Here is a 15,432-nt window from a genome sequence, read left to right as displayed (position 1 = left end):
TCAGCGCTTGGAGATGAATTCCTTTGACGCATCCGCGAAATTCGGATGCCAGCGCGACAGCGGCGGGCGGTTCTCGATGATGTCGCCGATCGCCCAGGCCATGCGGCGTTCGTCTGTCGCCCGGTCCACGTCGTTGTCTGGGCAGAGAATATAGAAATCACCGCGCTCGAGGCTGGCGAGCATGAACTCGACCGTCTGTTCCGGCGTCCAGGCGCCGGCGGGCTTTTCGATGCGGTCGCCCTTGGTCAGGCCGGTAAACACGAAGCCTGGGATGAGCAGATGGGCCGACACATGGCAGTCGGGCGTGTTGCGAAGCTCGTGCTGGAGCGCTTCGGTGAACGCCTTCACACCGGCCTTGGCGACATTGTAGGCGGGATTGCCGGGTGGGGTGGTGATCCCCTGTTTCGAGCCGGTATTGATGATCAGCGACGGCTCGCCATGGGCGATCATGGCCGGCCCGAACGTCCGCGTACCGTTGATAACGCCGAGGAGATTGACGGCGAAAATGCTGTCCCAGTTGACCTGCGGCCCGAATATCGAACTCCCCGGGCTGATGCCGGCATTGTTCATAAGCACATGCACCCGGCCGAAACGCTGGATGACGGCGCGTTCCAGAGCCTCGATCTCATCCGGCTTCGAAACGTCGGTGCCGATGGCGGCGACGTCCGCCTCGCCGTCTTCGGCAAGGGCCGCGACCTCGCGGCAAGCTTCCGCAAGCTTGTCGCCCTCCAGATCGGCAAGGACTACGGAAAGGCCCATCCGGGCAAATTCCTTCGCCGCCGCCAGACCGATGCCGGATGCGGCCCCGGTAATCACGGCGACATTGTCCTTTTTCAGAGCGGGATGAGTGATGGTCATGGCAGATCTCCTCTAGGGCGCTGCTGTTCAAAGGTCGGGCGGGATATGGAACTCGTAACCAAGCGTGTCAACGTGACATGACAGTTACAGTTTGCCGGGTTTTTCTTGCGTGGCTCAAGAAACTCGCTAAAAGTGCCGCAAATCCTGACTTGGCAGTTTCAAGAACCGCTTCCACCCGCAGACGGACGTAAATCGACATGGTACTCCCGAAAGACGTAAAGAAGGTCGTTCTCGCCTATTCCGGCGGTCTCGACACCTCGATCATCCTGAAATGGCTGCAGACCGAACTGAATGCCGAGGTGGTGACCTTCACCGCCGATCTCGGCCAGGGCGAGGAGCTGGAGCCGGCTCGCAAGAAGGCCGAGATGCTCGGCATCAAGGAGATCTATATCGAGGACGTGCGCGAGGAATTCGTGCGCGATTTCGTCTTCCCGATGTTCCGCGCCAACGCCGTCTATGAAGGCGTCTACCTGCTCGGCACCTCGATCGCCCGTCCGCTGATCTCCAAGCACCTGATCGAGATCGCCAAAAAGACCGGTGCCGATGCGATCGCCCATGGCGCCACAGGCAAGGGCAACGACCAGGTCCGTTTCGAGCTTTCGGCCTATGCGCTGAACCCGGATATTAAGGTCATCGCCCCGTGGCGCGACTGGGCGTTCAAGAGCCGCACCGATCTTCTGAAATTCGCCGAGGAAAACCAGATCCCGGTCGCCAAGGACAAGATGGGCGAAGCGCCGTTCTCGGTCGATGCCAACCTGCTGCACTCCTCTTCCGAGGGCAAGGTTCTGGAAGACCCGGCCGTTGAGGCTCCCGAATACGTGCATATGCGCACGATCTCGCCGGAAGCTGCTCCGGACAAGGCGACCGTCATCAAGGTCGGCTTCAGACAAGGCGATGCGGTTTCCATCAACGGTGTCGCCATGTCGCCGGCGACCCTGCTTGCCGCGCTCAACAATTACGGCCGCGACAACGGCATCGGCCGTCTCGACCTCGTCGAGAACCGCTATGTCGGCATGAAGTCGCGGGGCGTCTACGAGACCCCCGGCGGCACGATCCTGCTGGCGGCCCACCGGGCGATCGAGTCGATCACGCTCGACCGCGGTGCCGCCCATCTCAAGGACGACATCATGCCGCGTTACGCGGAGCTCATCTATTACGGCTTCTGGTTCTCGCCGGAGCGAGAAATGCTGCAGGCGCTGATCGACAAGAGCCAGGAGCATGTCGAAGGCGAAGTGACGCTGAAGCTCTACAAGGGCAATGTCATGGTCATCGGCCGCGAGAGCGAAAAGTCGCTCTATTCCGACAAGCTGGTCACCTTCGAGGACGACCAGGGCGCCTACGACCAGAAGGATGCTGCCGGTTTCATCAAGCTCAATGCGCTGCGCCTGCGCACCCTCGCCAAGCGCAATCTCGGCAAGTAATTCCAAACAATCCGATCACCGAAGCCCGCCTACCCGAAAGGGAGGCGGGCTTTTTCATGCCCTGCGGCTGGCGACTCGGAAACCGATGTACCCGAGCACGGCGATCAGGTGCATGGCGGGAATGACGATGCCGAAGGCCGGCAGCGGCGAGCCGATCGAGGCGGCGGCGACGCCGCCCACGAAGCCGGCGCCCATCTGGATGAAGCCCATCATTGCCGATGCCGACCCGGCAATATGCGGGAAGGGGATGAGGCCCGCCGCGGTCATGTAGGGCGATACGAAGGCGATCCCGAAAGCGCACATGGCAACCGGCACCATGACCGACAGAAAGGATGGCGGCAGGTAGTGGATCGAAAGGGCCATGAGGAGGCCACCGCTGCCGCTGAAAATCAGTCCGACAAGGGGCGCGCGTTCGGCCGGCAACCATCTCGAGATGACGCGCAGGCAGACCGACCCCATCAGGAAGAAGCCGGATTGCATCAGCATGCTCATGCCGAACTGGGTCGGCGTCAGCCCGACCCTCTCGATCAGGATGAACGGCAACACGGCCGCCTGTGCGTACATGGAGCCCACCGCGCCGGCGAGAACGACCGCGGTAAACAGGAAGCGCGGCAAGGCGACGATTTCCGCATAGGCCTGGACGAGCCGCAGCGGTTTCAGCCGACTGCGATCGGGTACCGTGGTTTCCTTCAGGCAGACGGTCGAGAGGAAAACGAGGAGGGCGCCGAAGCCGACCATCAGCAGGAAGACGGACCGCCAGCCGAATGCCGCCAATGCAAGGCCGCCGATCGTCGGACCGAGGGACGGCCCGATCGCCAGGATGATGCCCATCGTATTGATGATGCGGGCCGCGTCGCCGCCGTTGAACTGATCGCGCACGATGGCGCGCGACACAGTGATGCCGACGGAGGCACCGATACCCTGGACGAGGCGGCCGGCGAGCACCCATTCGACCGTCGGCGCAAAGGCGGCAAGCAGAGAACCGGCGAGATAGATCAGGAGAAAACTCAGCGAGGCGGTCTTGCGGCCGAAGGCATCGGAGACGGGGCCGGCGACCAGCTGCGCCAGCGCGAACCCGGCAAAATAGAGCGACAGCGACATCTTGATCGCTGCCTCCGTGGTCGAGAAGGCGTGCACCAGTTCCGGCATGGCCGGCGTGTAGATCGCCATCGAGATCGGTCCGATCGCCGTCAGGAGCGCGCCGATGATCGTGGTTCGGCGCTCGCTCATCCGAGCGGGGACAGGCGGCATGTTATCGGCTTTCATCGAATGCGGTCTGGAGCATGACTGAAGGGGTTACGGCCTGGAGGTTGGCGTTGAACGCGGCCAATGCCTCGCGCAGGATGCGGCTGTTTTCCTCGCTCAAGCCTTCGGTCGCCTGAGCAAGGATGGCGTTCAGTTCGTGGCGGATCGAGCCGATCATCTCGTCGGAGGTCTTGGTGAGATTGATCCGCTTGACGCGCCGGTCGGCAGAGCATTGCTGCCTTTCGACCAGGCCGAGTGCCTCCAGCTTGTCGAGATAGGCGCAGAGCGTCATCGGCTCGACGCCCATGCGGGCAGCGATGTCGAGCTGGCGGCTGCCGTCGACGGTCGCGATGTTCAGGAGCGCCCGCGCCTCGCCGGGCGTCAGTCCGAGGCCGGCCTCGGCGATGCGGCGCTCGAAGGCGGCACGCAGCAATCGGGCACTGTCAGCGATCAGAAATCCCAAACTGTCCATGCCTTCTTCGGCACCTTTCGCCTTTATATGCAAATTTTGTAAGGTACCCTTACTATCTTTCGGGTGTGAGGCAAACGGAAAACGGGGTTCGGTTGCATTGACACCGGCGAAACCTGCGGCGAGATTGTCGCAGCCTTCCGACGGAGCTTCTCCATGTCCTCATCGCTGCTTGCCGGTGCCTTTTTCGCGGCGCTCGCCTATACGCTCATTCCCGGCCCGGCATTCCTGGCGCTGCTCGGCATCGGTGCCGGACAGGGGAGGCAGGCCGGCGCCTTCTTCATGGGCGGTCACTTGGCGGGAGACATTCTCTGGTCCGGGCTGGCGCTGGTGGCGATCATCGGCGCCAAGACGGTCGGCACCGCCGTCTTCGACATACTCGGGGTTTTCTGCGGTCTCTATCTTGGCTGGATCGGCTGGAGCGCGTTGCGGGCGAAGCCGAAGAAAGATGGCGGCGCTCTGGTGACGGTCGAAAAGCCGCTGCGGCGCGGGCTGATTTTCGGGTTGACGAACCCGAAGGGTTATCCGGTGGCACTGGCAACCTTCACGGCGCTGCTGGCGAGTTCAGCCGATGCACTGGATTTCAGCGCGTTGCCGGTGCTTCTCGCCGTGTCGCTGATCGGGTTTCTGACGGCCGATCTGGTGCTGATCGGGATTATCGGCGCCGGCGTGGTGCGGCGGTTCTATCGGAAGCATGAAAGGGTGATCGTCCGGCTTTCCGGCCTGCTGTTCATCGGTTTTGCGGTGCAGGCGCTCTGGCATTCGGCACCAGGCCTGTTCGGCTACCGGCGCGCCTGAGCTTCGATCAGACTTCGATGAAGGCCATCACCGCGCGAAGGACATTGGCGCGGGGCGTATCGCCGAGCGACATGGCGATCTCGAGTTGATTGCGGTAATAATCGTGGAAATTGAAGCCGGTTTCGTCGGTGACCTGCGACAGGTCCATCAATTGTCCCTGAGCATCGACGGCGTGCGTCGGAAGTTCTTCGGACAGCGTTATGTAAGTGTCCTGGTCGATCCTGCCGGCCTGATAGTTTTCAAGCGCGAGCGCACGCAGATCCCGCGGGGTGATCGCCGAAAAATCGATCGGCGATTCATCCGTGTCGGGCACCTGAAAGGTGATCTGGCTCTGCCGACTTCCATGCTCGGATGACTTCTCGACTTTATTGTTTCGAGAGTGGTCCCTTTGCAGTAAGTTGGTAGACCAGCGCAAGGAACTGATTTCCATGGCTATATCCTGATTCATCGGATACTGGCCAAAAGTACCTTTGATTACTGCAGTGCGTCAAATGGTTAATAACCGTTAATTGTTGTGTATGATTTCTTGCTGAAAGACGAAAATGGATGGGCGCATACCCATTCCCGCCGCCTTCTCCTATATGATTGGCGAAGCATCGTTACGAAGGATATTTGCATGTCTTCTAATCTTCTGGTGAACCCCGCTCTCGTGGACTGGAACGGCCATCACGGCCTGCCGCGTTTCGATCAGGTGAAGGACGAGGACTTCGCTCCCGGCTTCGACGCGGCACTTGGCATCCACGAAGCGGAGATCGAGGCGATCGCCAGCAATCCGGAAGAGCCGACCTTCACCAATACCGTCGTTGCGCTGGAGACCGCGGGCGACGAGCTGTCGCGCGTTTCGTCACTGTTCTGGGGCAAGGCTGGTGCGCATACCAACGAGAATATTCAGGCGCTCGAGCGCGAGATCGCGCCAAAAATGTCGCGCCATTATTCGAAGATCGGCATGAATGCGGCGCTGTTTTCCCGCATCGATACGCTTTGGGAAAAGCGCAAGGAACTGGGCCTGACACTCGAGGAAGAACGCGTGCTTGAACGTCACTGGAAGGGCTTCGTCAAGGCCGGTGCCAAGCTTGCCAAGGCTGAGCAGGAGCGGCTTGCCGATATCAACGAGAAGCTCGCCGGGCTTGGCGCCAAGTTCGGCCAGAACGTGCTCGGCGACGAGAAGAGCTGGTCGCTGAAATTGTCCGGCGAGGCCGAGCTGGACGGCCTGCCGGTCTTCCTGCGCGATGCCATGGCGTCCGCTGCCCGCGAGCGCGGCGAGACGGACGGCTATATGGTGACGCTGTCGCGTTCGATCATTGAGCCGTTCCTGACTTTCTCCACCCGCCGAGACCTGCGCGAACAGGCGTTTAAGGCCTGGGCGGCGCGTGGACAAAACGGCGGCGAGACCGACAATCTCGGCATCGTGCGCGAAACGCTGTCGCTTCGGGCGGAAAAGGCAAAGCTGCTCGGATACGAGAATTTCGCCGCCTACAAGCTCGACAACACGATGGCGAAGACCGCGGACGCGGTAAATTCCCTGCTCCGCAAGGTCTGGGACAAGGCACGCTCCAAGGCGTTGGAGGAAGAGGCGAGCCTTGGCGGGTTGATCGCCGAGGAGGGCAAGAACCATGAGGTCATGCCCTGGGACTGGCGGCATTACGCCGAGAAGCTACGCCAGCGGACCTTCGATTTCTCCGAGACTGAGCTAAAACCCTATCTGCAGCTCGAAAAGATCATCGAGGCCTGCTTCGACGTCGCCGAGCGGCTGTTCGGCATCAAAGTGGTCGAAGTGAAGGGTGTGGCGGCCTATCATCCGGATGTACGGGTATTCGAAGTCCGCGACAGGGATGGTTCGCTGAAGGCGCTGTTCCTCGGCGATTATTTCGCGCGCTCCTCGAAGCGCTCCGGCGCATGGATGAATTCCCTGCAGTCGCAGCACAAGCTGCCGCTGAAGAACGGCGCGACAGGCGAACTGCCGATCATCTACAACGTCTGCAATTTCGCCAAGCCCGCCGAAGGCAAGCCGGCGTTGCTGTCGCTCGACGACGCCCGCACGCTGTTCCACGAATTCGGCCATGCGCTGCACGGCATGCTGTCGGATGTCACCTATCCGTCGGTCTCCGGCACCGGCGTGTCGCGCGATTTCGTCGAACTGCCGTCGCAGCTCTACGAACACTGGCTGGCCGTGCCGGAAATCCTCGAGAAATACGCCGTGCATCACGAGACCGGCAAACCGATGCCGAAGGCGCTGCTCGACAAGGTGCTGGCGGCCCGCACCTTCAACGCCGGTTTCGCGACGGTGGAATTCACCTCTTCGGCGCTCGTGGACATGGCGTTCCATACCCGCGGGGCGGTCGAAGATCCGATGGCGGTGCAGAAGGAAGTGCTCGACGAGATCGGCATGCCGGCCTCGATCGTGATGCGCCACGCGACGCCGCATTTTCAGCATGTGTTTTCGGGCGACGGCTATTCGGCCGGCTACTATTCCTACATGTGGTCGGAAGTGCTCGATGCCGACGCCTTCTCCGCCTTCGAGGAAACCGGCAATGCCTTCGATCCGGTCATGGCCCGCAAGCTCAAGAACAATATCTATTCTGTCGGCGGTTCGATCGATCCGGAAGAGACCTACAAGGCCTTCCGCGGCAAGTTGCCGGACCCGCAGGCTATGCTGAAGAAAAAGGGCCTCGCGATGGTCGAGGAGCTTTCCGGGAGCGACGCCTGAGCGCGTCGTGATCCTGGTCTCAGGGGGTGCGGCATGCCGATGATTCACCAATCATCGGCCTGTCATCCGGCCGTCATAAAACCGTAACACCACTGTCATGGAACCTTAATAGGAAACCGGCATCGCCTCCAACCGATGCCGGTTCTCCATGACCTTTCAGCCCCCAGCGACACATGCCGCCGTTTCGACGGCCGGGGTGGAATTGCATTACGGCGCGACGCCGGTTCTCAAGGGCATCGATATCTCGCTTTCGAAGGGCAAGACGCTTGCCCTTCTCGGCCCCTCCGGCTGCGGAAAGACCACGCTTCTGCGCCTCGTCGCCGGATTGCTGGCGCCGACCAAGGGTTCGATCTCGATTGTCGGCCAGGTGGTTGCGGATGCTGCCGCGAATACATTCTCCCCGCCCGAAAAGCGCAATCTCGGCATGGTCTTTCAGGACTACGCGCTGTGGCCGCATCTGACGGTCGGCGGCAATGTTTCCTTTCCGCTCGAGATGCGTGGCCTCGGCAAGGCCGAACGCCAGTCTCGCACGATGCGGGCGCTGGAGCGTGTCGGTCTCGGTGCCTATGCGGACCGCCGTCCAAGCGATCTGTCCGGCGGCCAGCAGCAGCGCGTGGCGATCGCCCGTGCCATCGTCGCCGAACCGCAGCTCATCCTCTTCGACGAGCCGTTGTCCAACCTCGACCGCGAGCTGCGCGAAAACATGGTCGGCGAACTTGCCGAGCTGATCGCAACGCTCGGTCTGACCGCCATCTATGTCACGCACGACCACGCGGAAGCGCTGACGCTTGCTGACGACGTGGCCGTCATGCGCGACGGGCTGATCGAGCAGCTCGCGTCTCCCGACCAGTTGATCGAAAAGCCGGCGACGCCCGAGGTGGCGGATTTCCTGCGCCTCGGCGGCATCGCCGATCTCGACCATCGCGACGGGCTGTGGGTCTTCAAGGGCAGCGACGTGGCGCTACTGCGGAGTGAAGGCGATGCCGGCGCGAGCGCCCGCGTGCTCATTCCGGTCGGCTCGATCTCGGTCAGTGACGTCGGGCCGGGGCGGCTTGCGGCAACCGTGCTGCGCTCGCAGTTCCGCGGCGACGGGCACCTGGCGACGGTTTCGCTCGTCGGCCCCACCCATATGGAATTGCAGGTTCTGAGCCGCGTCAAGCTTCGGCCGGGCGACGGCGTCGGCCTTTCGATCGATCCGGATCAGATCCGCTGGTTTTCCCCACGCGTTCATTCATCCCAAAAGGAGAGTTTGCAACATGCTTAAATCATTGAAGAGCATCACTTTCGGCGTCGTTGCCGCAGCACTTACGGCGGGCGTCGCCCATGCCGACGTCACCGTCTATACCGCCGGTCCCCAGAGCCTGATCGACAAGCTGTCGGCCGGCTTCACCAAGCAGACCGGCATCAAGGTCAACGTCTTCCAGGCGACGACCGGCAAGGTCATGGCTCGTATCGAAGCCGAAGCCGCAAACCCGGTCGTTGACGTTCTGGTTTCGGCTTCCTGGGATACCGCCACCGACTTCGCCAAGCGCGGCTGGCTCGTCAAGTATTCGAGCCCCAACGCTGCCAAGGTTCCGGACTTCCTGAAGACGGAAGGCGCCGTCGCGCAAGGGATCTCGGCACTCGGCATTGCCTGGAATACCAAGAGCGGCACGCCGAAGCCGACCGAATGGGCCGACCTGACAAGTAAGGAATACAAGGACCTCGTCAACATTCCGGATCCGGCGCAGTCCGGCTCGTCCTTCGAGCTGACCGCGGCTCTCGCCGGCCAGGACAGTTTCAAGCTCTTCAACGACCTGAAGGCCAATGGCGCGATCATCGCCGGCGCCAATGCTGACGCTCTGAACCCGGTTCTGCAGGGTGCCAAGGCCGCCGTCTTCGGCGCCGTCGACTACATCACCCTCGCTGCCAAGGCGAAGGGTGAATCGATCGACGTGATCTTCCCGGCTTCCGGCACGGTCATCGCGCCGCGTCCGGCGATGATCCTCAACTGGTCCAAGAACCAGGACGATGCCAAGAAGTTCATCGACTATATGCTGTCAGACGAAGGCCAGAAGGCCGTCGCCGACGAAATGCTGATGCCGGCCCGCGCCGATATCCCGGCTAACCGTCCGCTGATCAGCGACCTGAAGCTGCTTAAGTACGATACCGCCACCGTCTACGGCAAGCGCAAGGAAACGCTGGCCGAGATCAGCAAGATCTACGGCGGCAAGTAAGGAACAGACGCATGAAGATGAACGGCATCGGCGGGGCGGCTCCGGCCGCCTGGCTCGCGATTGCGGGACTAGTTGTCGTCGTCGCCATCCCCTTCATCGCCGTGGTGCTGCAGGGCATCTTCCCCAATCTCGGACAGGGCTCGTTCGCGGGCCCTTTCTCCTCGCTTCTCGCGACGCTTGCCGATAGCGCGCTGATCGGCATGGCCGGCAATACGCTGCTGCTCGGCGGCTGCGTGGTGCTTGCCTCGGCCGTGGTCGCCGTGCCGCTAGGCGTCTTCCGGGCGCTCTACCGCATTCCCTACGCGCCGTTCTGGGACGTGGTTCTGCTCGTTCCCTTCATGATCCCGCCCTATATCGCGACGCTCGGCTGGATCATGACGCTGCAGCCGCGCGGCTACCTGCAGCAGCTGGTCGGCTTCAACCTCGCGCCCTTCCTGTTCTCGCTGTTCGGCATGACGCTGGTCATGGCCTTCAACACGTTTCCGGTCGTCTATTTCGCGGTGTCGCGCACGGTGGAAGCCGTTGGTTCGCGCTACGCCGATGTCGGTCGCGTGTTTGGCGCGACGCCCGCGCGGGCCTTCTGGCGGATCACACTGCCGTTATCCGCTCCCGGCCTTGCTGCCAGTCTGATGCTGGTTTTCGCGGCCGCCATCGAGGAATACGGCACGCCGGCGGCGCTTGGCCGTCGTGCCGGTTTCCAGGTGCTGGTGACCGGCATCGATCTTCGGATCACCGACTGGCCGATCGATCTTCCGGGTGCGGCGATCCTGTCGCTGCTTTTGGTCGGCATGTCGCTCGTGACTTTCCTGTTGCAGCGCTGGATCCTGGCGCGGCGCTCCTACCAGACGGTGGGCGGCAAGCCGAGCGCCAAGGACAAACGGTCGCTCGGCGCCCTGAAGGTGCCTGTGATGATCGCCTTCTCAGTGGTGGCATTCCTGGCGACGGGCGTGCCGCTGCTGGCGATCCTGGCGACGGCCCTGTCGCGGACGATTTCCGGCGGGCTGGCGCTCGGCAATCTCAGTCTCAGCAATTTCATCGCCGTCTTTAGCAACAGCGCCGGCGCGGTCGGGGCATTGGTCAACAGTTTCTCGCTCGGCATCGCCACGGCCCTGATCACCGGGCTGATCGGTGTGACCGCAGCCTACACGGTGGTCAAGACGCGGATGCGCGGCCGCACGACGATCGACATCATGACCATCCTGCCGAACGCGCTGCCTGGCATTGTCGTGGCGGTCGGGCTGATCCTTGCCTGGAACATGCCCTGGCTTCCGGCGACACCCTACAACACCGCCTTAATCCTGCTGCTCGCCTATTGTTGCATCCTGCTGCCGCAGCCTGTACGCTATACCACGGCGGCCTTCCAGCAGATCGGCGATAATCTGGAGGCGGCGGCCCGCGTCTTCGGTGCCAGCAGCATCACGGCCTTCCGGCGCATCCTGCTGCCGCTGGTCTTTCCAAGTCTTGCGTCGGCCATGCTGCTGGTCTTTGCGCTCGCTTCCCGCGAGCTGGTTGCCTCCGTCGTCGTCGCCCCGGTCGGCATGCTGACGATCGCCACATTCATCTGGCGGCAGTTCGAGCAGGGATCGATCGGGCTCGGCATGGCCATGGCCTTCATTGCAATCGTGATTACCACCCTACTGCCGCTCCTCCTGCTGACCCTGTTGAGGCGCAGCGGGCTGGTGGCGGAATAGCCGTCAACCATCATCGCGCTCACCCCTTTCGCAAATGCGAAAAACAGGGTATGAGGCCGCAAAACGAATTGGGTGCCGCCTCCCGTCGCCGCGCCAAAGCTCAGAGATTCAAAACATGAAAATGCGCAATATCGCGATTATCGCACACGTTGACCATGGGAAGACCACCCTCGTTGACGAACTTCTGAAGCAGTCCGGCTCGTTCCGCGACAACCAGCGCACCACCGAGCGCATGATGGACAGCAACGATCTCGAAAAAGAACGCGGCATTACCATTCTTGCCAAGGCGACCTCGATCGAGTGGAAGGGCGTTCGCGTCAACATCGTCGACACGCCCGGCCACGCCGACTTCGGTGGCGAAGTCGAGCGTATTCTCTCGATGGTGGACGGCGCGATCGTTCTCGTCGATAGCTCCGAAGGCCCGATGCCGCAGACCAAGTTCGTGGTCGGCAAGGCGCTGAAGGTCGGCCTTCGCCCGATCGTCGCGATCAACAAGATCGACCGTCCGGACGGCCGCCACGAAGAAGTCATCAACGAAGTCTTCGACCTGTTCGCCAATCTCGACGCCACCGACGAACAGCTCGATTTCCCGATCCTTTACGGTTCCGGCCGCGATGGCTGGATGAACGTCAATCCGGAAGGCCCGAAGGACCAGGGTCTCGCCCCGCTTCTCGATCTGGTGCTGAAGCACGTTCCCGAGCCGAGCGTCGGCGAAGAAGACGGCGCGTTCCGCATGATCGGCACGCTGCTCGAAGCCAACCCCTTCCTCGGCCGTATCATCACCGGCCGTATCCATTCCGGCTCGATCAAGCCGAACCAGGCCGTCAAGGTTCTGAGCCAGGACGGCAAGACGGTCGAAACCGGCCGAATCTCCAAGATCCTCGCCTTCCGCGGCATCGAACGCACGCCGATCGAGGAAGCCCATGCGGGCGATATCGTCGCGATCGCCGGCCTCTCCAAGGGCACGGTCGCCGACACGTTCTGCGATCCCTCGGTCACCGAGGCGCTGCATGCACAGCCGATCGACCCGCCGACCGTCACCATGTCCTTCCTCGTCAACGATTCACCCCTGGCCGGCACCGAAGGCGACAAGGTCACCTCGCGTGTCATCCGCGACCGCCTGTTCAAGGAAGCCGAAGGCAATGTCGCGCTGAAGATCGAGGAATCGGACGGCAAGGATTCGTTCTTCGTGTCCGGCCGCGGCGAATTGCAGCTCGCGGTGCTGATCGAAACCATGCGCCGCGAAGGCTTCGAGCTCGCCGTGTCGCGTCCGCGCGTCGTCATGCACAAGGCCGAGGACGGCACGCTGATGGAGCCGATCGAGGAAGTCGTCATCGACGTCGATGAAGAACATTCCGGCGTCGTCGTGCAGAAGATGTCCGAGCGCAAGGCTGAAATGGCCGAGCTGCGTCCGTCCGGCGGCAGCCGCGTCCGCCTGGTATTCTTCGCGCCGACCCGCGGCCTGATCGGCTACCAGTCGGAACTTCTGACCGATACCCGCGGCACGGCGATCATGAACCGCCTGTTCCACGACTATCAGCCTTACAAGGGTGAAATCGGCGGCCGCACCAACGGCGTGCTCTTGTCCAACCAGGCCGGCGAAGCCGTCGCCTATGCGATGTTCAACCTGGAAGACCGCGGCCCGATGATCATCGAGCCGGGCGAGAAGGTCTATGCCGGCATGATCATCGGCATTCACAGCAGAGACAACGACCTTGAGGTCAATGTCCTCAAGGGCAAGCAGCTGACCAACATCCGCTCTGCCGGCAAGGACGAAGCCGTTCGTCTGACCCCGCCGATCCGCATGACGCTCGACCGCGCTCTCTCCTGGATCCAGGACGACGAGCTGATGGAAGTGACGCCGAAGAACATCCGTCTGCGCAAGACCTATCTCGACGCCAATGACCGCAAGCGCTTCGGCAAGGCGAAGATCGCCTGATTTCGGCTACATGCTCTGAGCCCTTCAAAACCCCGGCAGAAATGCTGGGGTTTTTTCTGTGCCTGAGACCTGCCCGGCCTTGTCGCAAAGGTTAAAAACACGTTAACGTTGCCTCGTTGTCCACATGAGAAGTCTGTGGGCAATCCGCTCTACACACATTGGTGGAATGGCGGATTGCCGACATCAGGGCCTAGAGTAAACGTTATGAAGACGTTATCGATCGATGTCCGGCGGGCCGAACCGCAAGACGCCCGCGCCATTTCCGAGGCGCACCGCCAGGCATGGACCCAGGCCTATGCAGGCCTCATTCCCTATAAGCCGCTGACCCAGATGCTGGAGCGCCGGGGCGAGACCTGGTGGCGCAAGGCGACGCGCGGGCCGGCAACGCTGCTGGTTCTCGACGTCGCCGACCAGGTCGCCGGTTATGCGACGATCGGCCTCAACCGCGCCCGTGCCCTGCCTTACGACGGCGAGGTCTACGAGATCTATCTGCGTCCGGAATTCCAGGGTATCGGCCTTGGCCGCCGCCTGTTCGGCGAAAGCCGCCGGCTCCTGAAATCGCTCGGCTGCGAAGGTCTGGTTGTCTGGTGCCTTGAGGACAGCGAGCATGCGGCGCGTTTCTTCCGCCGGCACGGCGGCGTGGATCTCGCCGAAGGCATGGAAGATTTTGGCGGCACGCAGCTTCGCAAGATCGGTTTTGTCTGGCCTTGAACGGTCAGGCTTGAAGTCCTTGAATTTAAACGATTTCTAATGTTTCGGCGCGCAGCGTGGTTCAATATTGGCGTCAAAGCCTTGTTGCCTTGCAGCATGATTCCCGCTATCGACGCTTAACTTTGTCGAACCTCATCGGGGACTAGAATGCGTATCGATGCAATTTCCGTTGGCAAGAATCCGCCTGAAGACGTCAACGTCATCGTTGAAGTGCCGGTCGGCGGCCAGCCGATCAAGTACGAAATGGACAAGGAAGCCGGCGCTCTTGTCGTCGACCGCTTCCTCTACACGCCGATGACCTATCCGGGCAATTACGGCTTCGTACCGCATACGCTCTCGGAAGACGGCGACCCGATCGACGTCCTTATCTGCAACACCCGTCCGCTGGTTCCCGGCTGCGTCATCAACGTGCGCCCGATCGGCGTGATGATCATGGAAGACGATGGCGGCAAGGACGAGAAGATCATTGCCGTGCCGGTTCCGAAGCTGACCCAGCGCTACGACAAGATCAAGAACTACACGGATATGCCCGAGATCACGCTGAAGCAGATCGAGCATTTCTTCGAGCACTACAAGGATCTGGAGCCCGGCAAGTGGGTGAAGATCGGCGGCTGGCAGAATGTCGACGTGGCCAAGACACTGATCATCGAAGCCATCGAGCGCTACAAGGCCCAGAAGTAAGTCGTCAGGCCTTCAGGACCTTTTTGAATTTCTCTTCCAAATCCTCCGGGTCGCCATCGATCCGGAGGATTTTTTTGCGCGCGGTTTCGCCCGACAGGATCGAGATGGAGGATTTGGGGAGACGGAACGTGTCGGCCAGCAGCAGGATCAGCGCCTTGTTGGCCTTGCCGTCCTCCGGCACGGCGGTGACGCGTGCCTTCAGGAAAATGTCGCCATCGGCTGCGGTCTCGATGCCGTCGACAGCATTGCGGCCCGAATTCGGCGTGAGCCGGATTGCGAGCCGCAGATGATCGGAATGCCTGCTATAAGGACCGCTCACGCAAACAGCGGATAGATCGACGTCCACATCAGCGAGCGGATGAAGAAGATGATCAGCAGCAGGACGACCGGCGAAATGTCGATGCCGCCGAGATCCGGCATGATGCGGCGGATGGGGCGCAGCACCGGTTCGGTGACGTTGAAGAGGAAACGACCGACCGCATCGACGAACTGGTTTCGCGAATTGATGACGTTGAAGGCAAAGAGCCAGGAAAAGATGGCGCTGGCAATCAGCACCCAGGTATAGAGGTTCAAGGCCAAATCGATGGTCTGAAACAGGGCGAGCATTAACGTCTCCATTTCTTTGTTGACAGACATGTAGACATTGGCGAACTAACGGGCAAGTGCCGCGCCCGCGCCTCATCCGATTCATGTTTA

15 protein-coding genes are annotated in these 15,432 nt (G+C 61.6%); 9 read left to right on the top strand and 6 right to left on the bottom strand.

Going from position 1 to position 15,432, the window contains the following annotated elements; genetic code table 11:
- Complete coding sequence (locus tag RG540_RS18345; protein WP_038590866.1) at positions 1-858, bottom strand: SDR family NAD(P)-dependent oxidoreductase; 858 nt, start codon at positions 856-858, stop codon at positions 1-3.
- A 197-nt stretch (positions 859-1,055) separates the two neighbouring features.
- Here RG540_RS18345 and RG540_RS18340 point away from each other — a divergent pair, with 197 nt between their 5' ends.
- Positions 1,056-2,279 carry an argininosuccinate synthase gene (locus RG540_RS18340; RefSeq protein WP_038590864.1) on the top strand — a complete coding sequence of 408 codons (1,224 nt, stop codon included), beginning with the start codon at positions 1,056-1,058 and terminating at the stop codon, positions 2,277-2,279.
- Positions 2,280-2,333: 54 nt separating this feature from the next.
- Here the strand turns inward: RG540_RS18340 and RG540_RS18335 are convergent, their stop codons facing one another.
- Positions 2,334-3,530, bottom strand: a complete 1,197-nt coding sequence (locus RG540_RS18335; RefSeq protein WP_244446587.1) for a multidrug effflux MFS transporter — start codon at positions 3,528-3,530, stop codon at positions 2,334-2,336.
- Between the two features lies 1 nt (position 3,531).
- Complete coding sequence (locus RG540_RS18330) at positions 3,532-3,996, bottom strand: MarR family winged helix-turn-helix transcriptional regulator (RefSeq protein WP_038590860.1); 465 nt, start codon at positions 3,994-3,996, stop codon at positions 3,532-3,534.
- Positions 3,997-4,149: 153 nt separating this feature from the next.
- On the opposite strand from RG540_RS18330, the gene RG540_RS18325 reads away from it, so the two are divergent.
- Entirely contained in the window at positions 4,150-4,791 is a 642-nt protein-coding gene (locus tag RG540_RS18325; protein ID WP_038590858.1) for a LysE family translocator, read from the top strand.
- A 7-nt stretch (positions 4,792-4,798) separates the two neighbouring features.
- On the opposite strand, the gene RG540_RS18320 is transcribed toward RG540_RS18325, so the two are convergent.
- Positions 4,799-5,221 (bottom strand): hypothetical protein, encoded by a 423-nt coding sequence (locus RG540_RS18320; RefSeq protein WP_038546579.1) that lies wholly within the window; start codon positions 5,219-5,221, stop codon positions 4,799-4,801.
- Positions 5,222-5,407: 186 nt separating this feature from the next.
- Here RG540_RS18320 and RG540_RS18315 point away from each other — a divergent pair, with 186 nt between their 5' ends.
- The 7 genes from RG540_RS18315 (at position 5,408) to ppa (ending at position 14,736) form a co-directional block, all read left to right on the top strand.
- Positions 5,408-7,498, top strand: coding sequence for a M3 family metallopeptidase (locus RG540_RS18315; protein ID WP_038590856.1), 2,091 nt, complete (start codon positions 5,408-5,410; stop codon positions 7,496-7,498).
- 148 nt (positions 7,499-7,646) lie between these two features.
- The gene (locus RG540_RS18310; RefSeq protein ID WP_038590854.1) at positions 7,647-8,762 is read left to right on the top strand and encodes an ABC transporter ATP-binding protein; all 1,116 of its coding nucleotides are present in this window, start codon (positions 7,647-7,649) and stop codon (positions 8,760-8,762) included.
- Complete coding sequence (locus tag RG540_RS18305) at positions 8,755-9,714, top strand: ABC transporter substrate-binding protein (RefSeq protein WP_038590851.1); 960 nt, start codon at positions 8,755-8,757, stop codon at positions 9,712-9,714. The genes RG540_RS18310 and RG540_RS18305 overlap by 8 nt, the downstream gene beginning before the upstream one ends.
- Before the next feature lie 11 nt (positions 9,715-9,725).
- Positions 9,726-11,405, top strand: coding sequence for an ABC transporter permease (locus tag RG540_RS18300; protein WP_038590849.1), 1,680 nt, complete (start codon positions 9,726-9,728; stop codon positions 11,403-11,405).
- 115 nt (positions 11,406-11,520) lie between these two features.
- Positions 11,521-13,344: a translational GTPase TypA gene (gene typA / locus RG540_RS18295; RefSeq protein ID WP_038590846.1), complete on the top strand. Its 1,824-nt coding sequence runs from the start codon at positions 11,521-11,523 to the stop codon at positions 13,342-13,344.
- Between the two features lie 204 nt (positions 13,345-13,548).
- Complete coding sequence (locus tag RG540_RS18290) at positions 13,549-14,055, top strand: GNAT family N-acetyltransferase (protein ID WP_038590844.1); 507 nt, start codon at positions 13,549-13,551, stop codon at positions 14,053-14,055.
- A gap of 147 nt (positions 14,056-14,202) precedes the next feature.
- Positions 14,203-14,736, top strand: a complete 534-nt coding sequence (gene ppa, locus RG540_RS18285; protein WP_037081533.1) for an inorganic diphosphatase — start codon at positions 14,203-14,205, stop codon at positions 14,734-14,736.
- A gap of 4 nt (positions 14,737-14,740) precedes the next feature.
- Here the strand turns inward: ppa and RG540_RS18280 are convergent, their stop codons facing one another.
- Positions 14,741-15,055 (bottom strand): DUF167 domain-containing protein, encoded by a 315-nt coding sequence (locus RG540_RS18280; RefSeq protein ID WP_038546558.1) that lies wholly within the window; start codon positions 15,053-15,055, stop codon positions 14,741-14,743.
- Complete coding sequence (locus tag RG540_RS18275; RefSeq protein ID WP_038546555.1) at positions 15,052-15,342, bottom strand: YggT family protein; 291 nt, start codon at positions 15,340-15,342, stop codon at positions 15,052-15,054. Before RG540_RS18275 ends, RG540_RS18280 begins: the two co-directional genes overlap by 4 nt.
- Positions 15,343-15,432: the final 90 nt, after the last annotated feature.

The sequence above is a fragment of the Neorhizobium galegae bv. orientalis str. HAMBI 540 genome (assembly GCF_000731315.1).
Lineage (GTDB): Bacteria > Pseudomonadota > Alphaproteobacteria > Rhizobiales > Rhizobiaceae > Neorhizobium > Neorhizobium galegae.
The sequence above is the reverse complement of the archived record's forward strand: the minus strand, read 5'-3'. Positions and strand labels throughout refer to the sequence as shown.

Coding starts and splice junctions, on each gene's coding strand:
- RG540_RS18305 (WP_038590851.1), top strand. CDS start 8,755: ATGCTTAAATCATTGAAGAGCATCACTTTCGGCGTCGTTGCCGCAGCA.
- RG540_RS18275 (WP_038546555.1), bottom strand. CDS start 15,342: ATGCTCGCCCTGTTTCAGACCATCGATTTGGCCTTGAACCTCTATACC.
- ppa (WP_037081533.1), top strand. CDS start 14,203: ATGCGTATCGATGCAATTTCCGTTGGCAAGAATCCGCCTGAAGACGTC.
- RG540_RS18315 (WP_038590856.1), top strand. CDS start 5,408: ATGTCTTCTAATCTTCTGGTGAACCCCGCTCTCGTGGACTGGAACGGC.
- RG540_RS18290 (WP_038590844.1), top strand. CDS start 13,549: ATGAAGACGTTATCGATCGATGTCCGGCGGGCCGAACCGCAAGACGCC.
- RG540_RS18345 (WP_038590866.1), bottom strand. CDS start 858: ATGACCATCACTCATCCCGCTCTGAAAAAGGACAATGTCGCCGTGATT.
- RG540_RS18330 (WP_038590860.1), bottom strand. CDS start 3,996: ATGGACAGTTTGGGATTTCTGATCGCTGACAGTGCCCGATTGCTGCGT.
- RG540_RS18325 (WP_038590858.1), top strand. CDS start 4,150: ATGTCCTCATCGCTGCTTGCCGGTGCCTTTTTCGCGGCGCTCGCCTAT.
- RG540_RS18335 (WP_244446587.1), bottom strand. CDS start 3,530: ATGCCGCCTGTCCCCGCTCGGATGAGCGAGCGCCGAACCACGATCATC.
- RG540_RS18320 (WP_038546579.1), bottom strand. CDS start 5,221: ATGGAAATCAGTTCCTTGCGCTGGTCTACCAACTTACTGCAAAGGGAC.
- typA (WP_038590846.1), top strand. CDS start 11,521: ATGAAAATGCGCAATATCGCGATTATCGCACACGTTGACCATGGGAAG.
- RG540_RS18310 (WP_038590854.1), top strand. CDS start 7,647: ATGACCTTTCAGCCCCCAGCGACACATGCCGCCGTTTCGACGGCCGGG.
- RG540_RS18340 (WP_038590864.1), top strand. CDS start 1,056: ATGGTACTCCCGAAAGACGTAAAGAAGGTCGTTCTCGCCTATTCCGGC.
- RG540_RS18300 (WP_038590849.1), top strand. CDS start 9,726: ATGAAGATGAACGGCATCGGCGGGGCGGCTCCGGCCGCCTGGCTCGCG.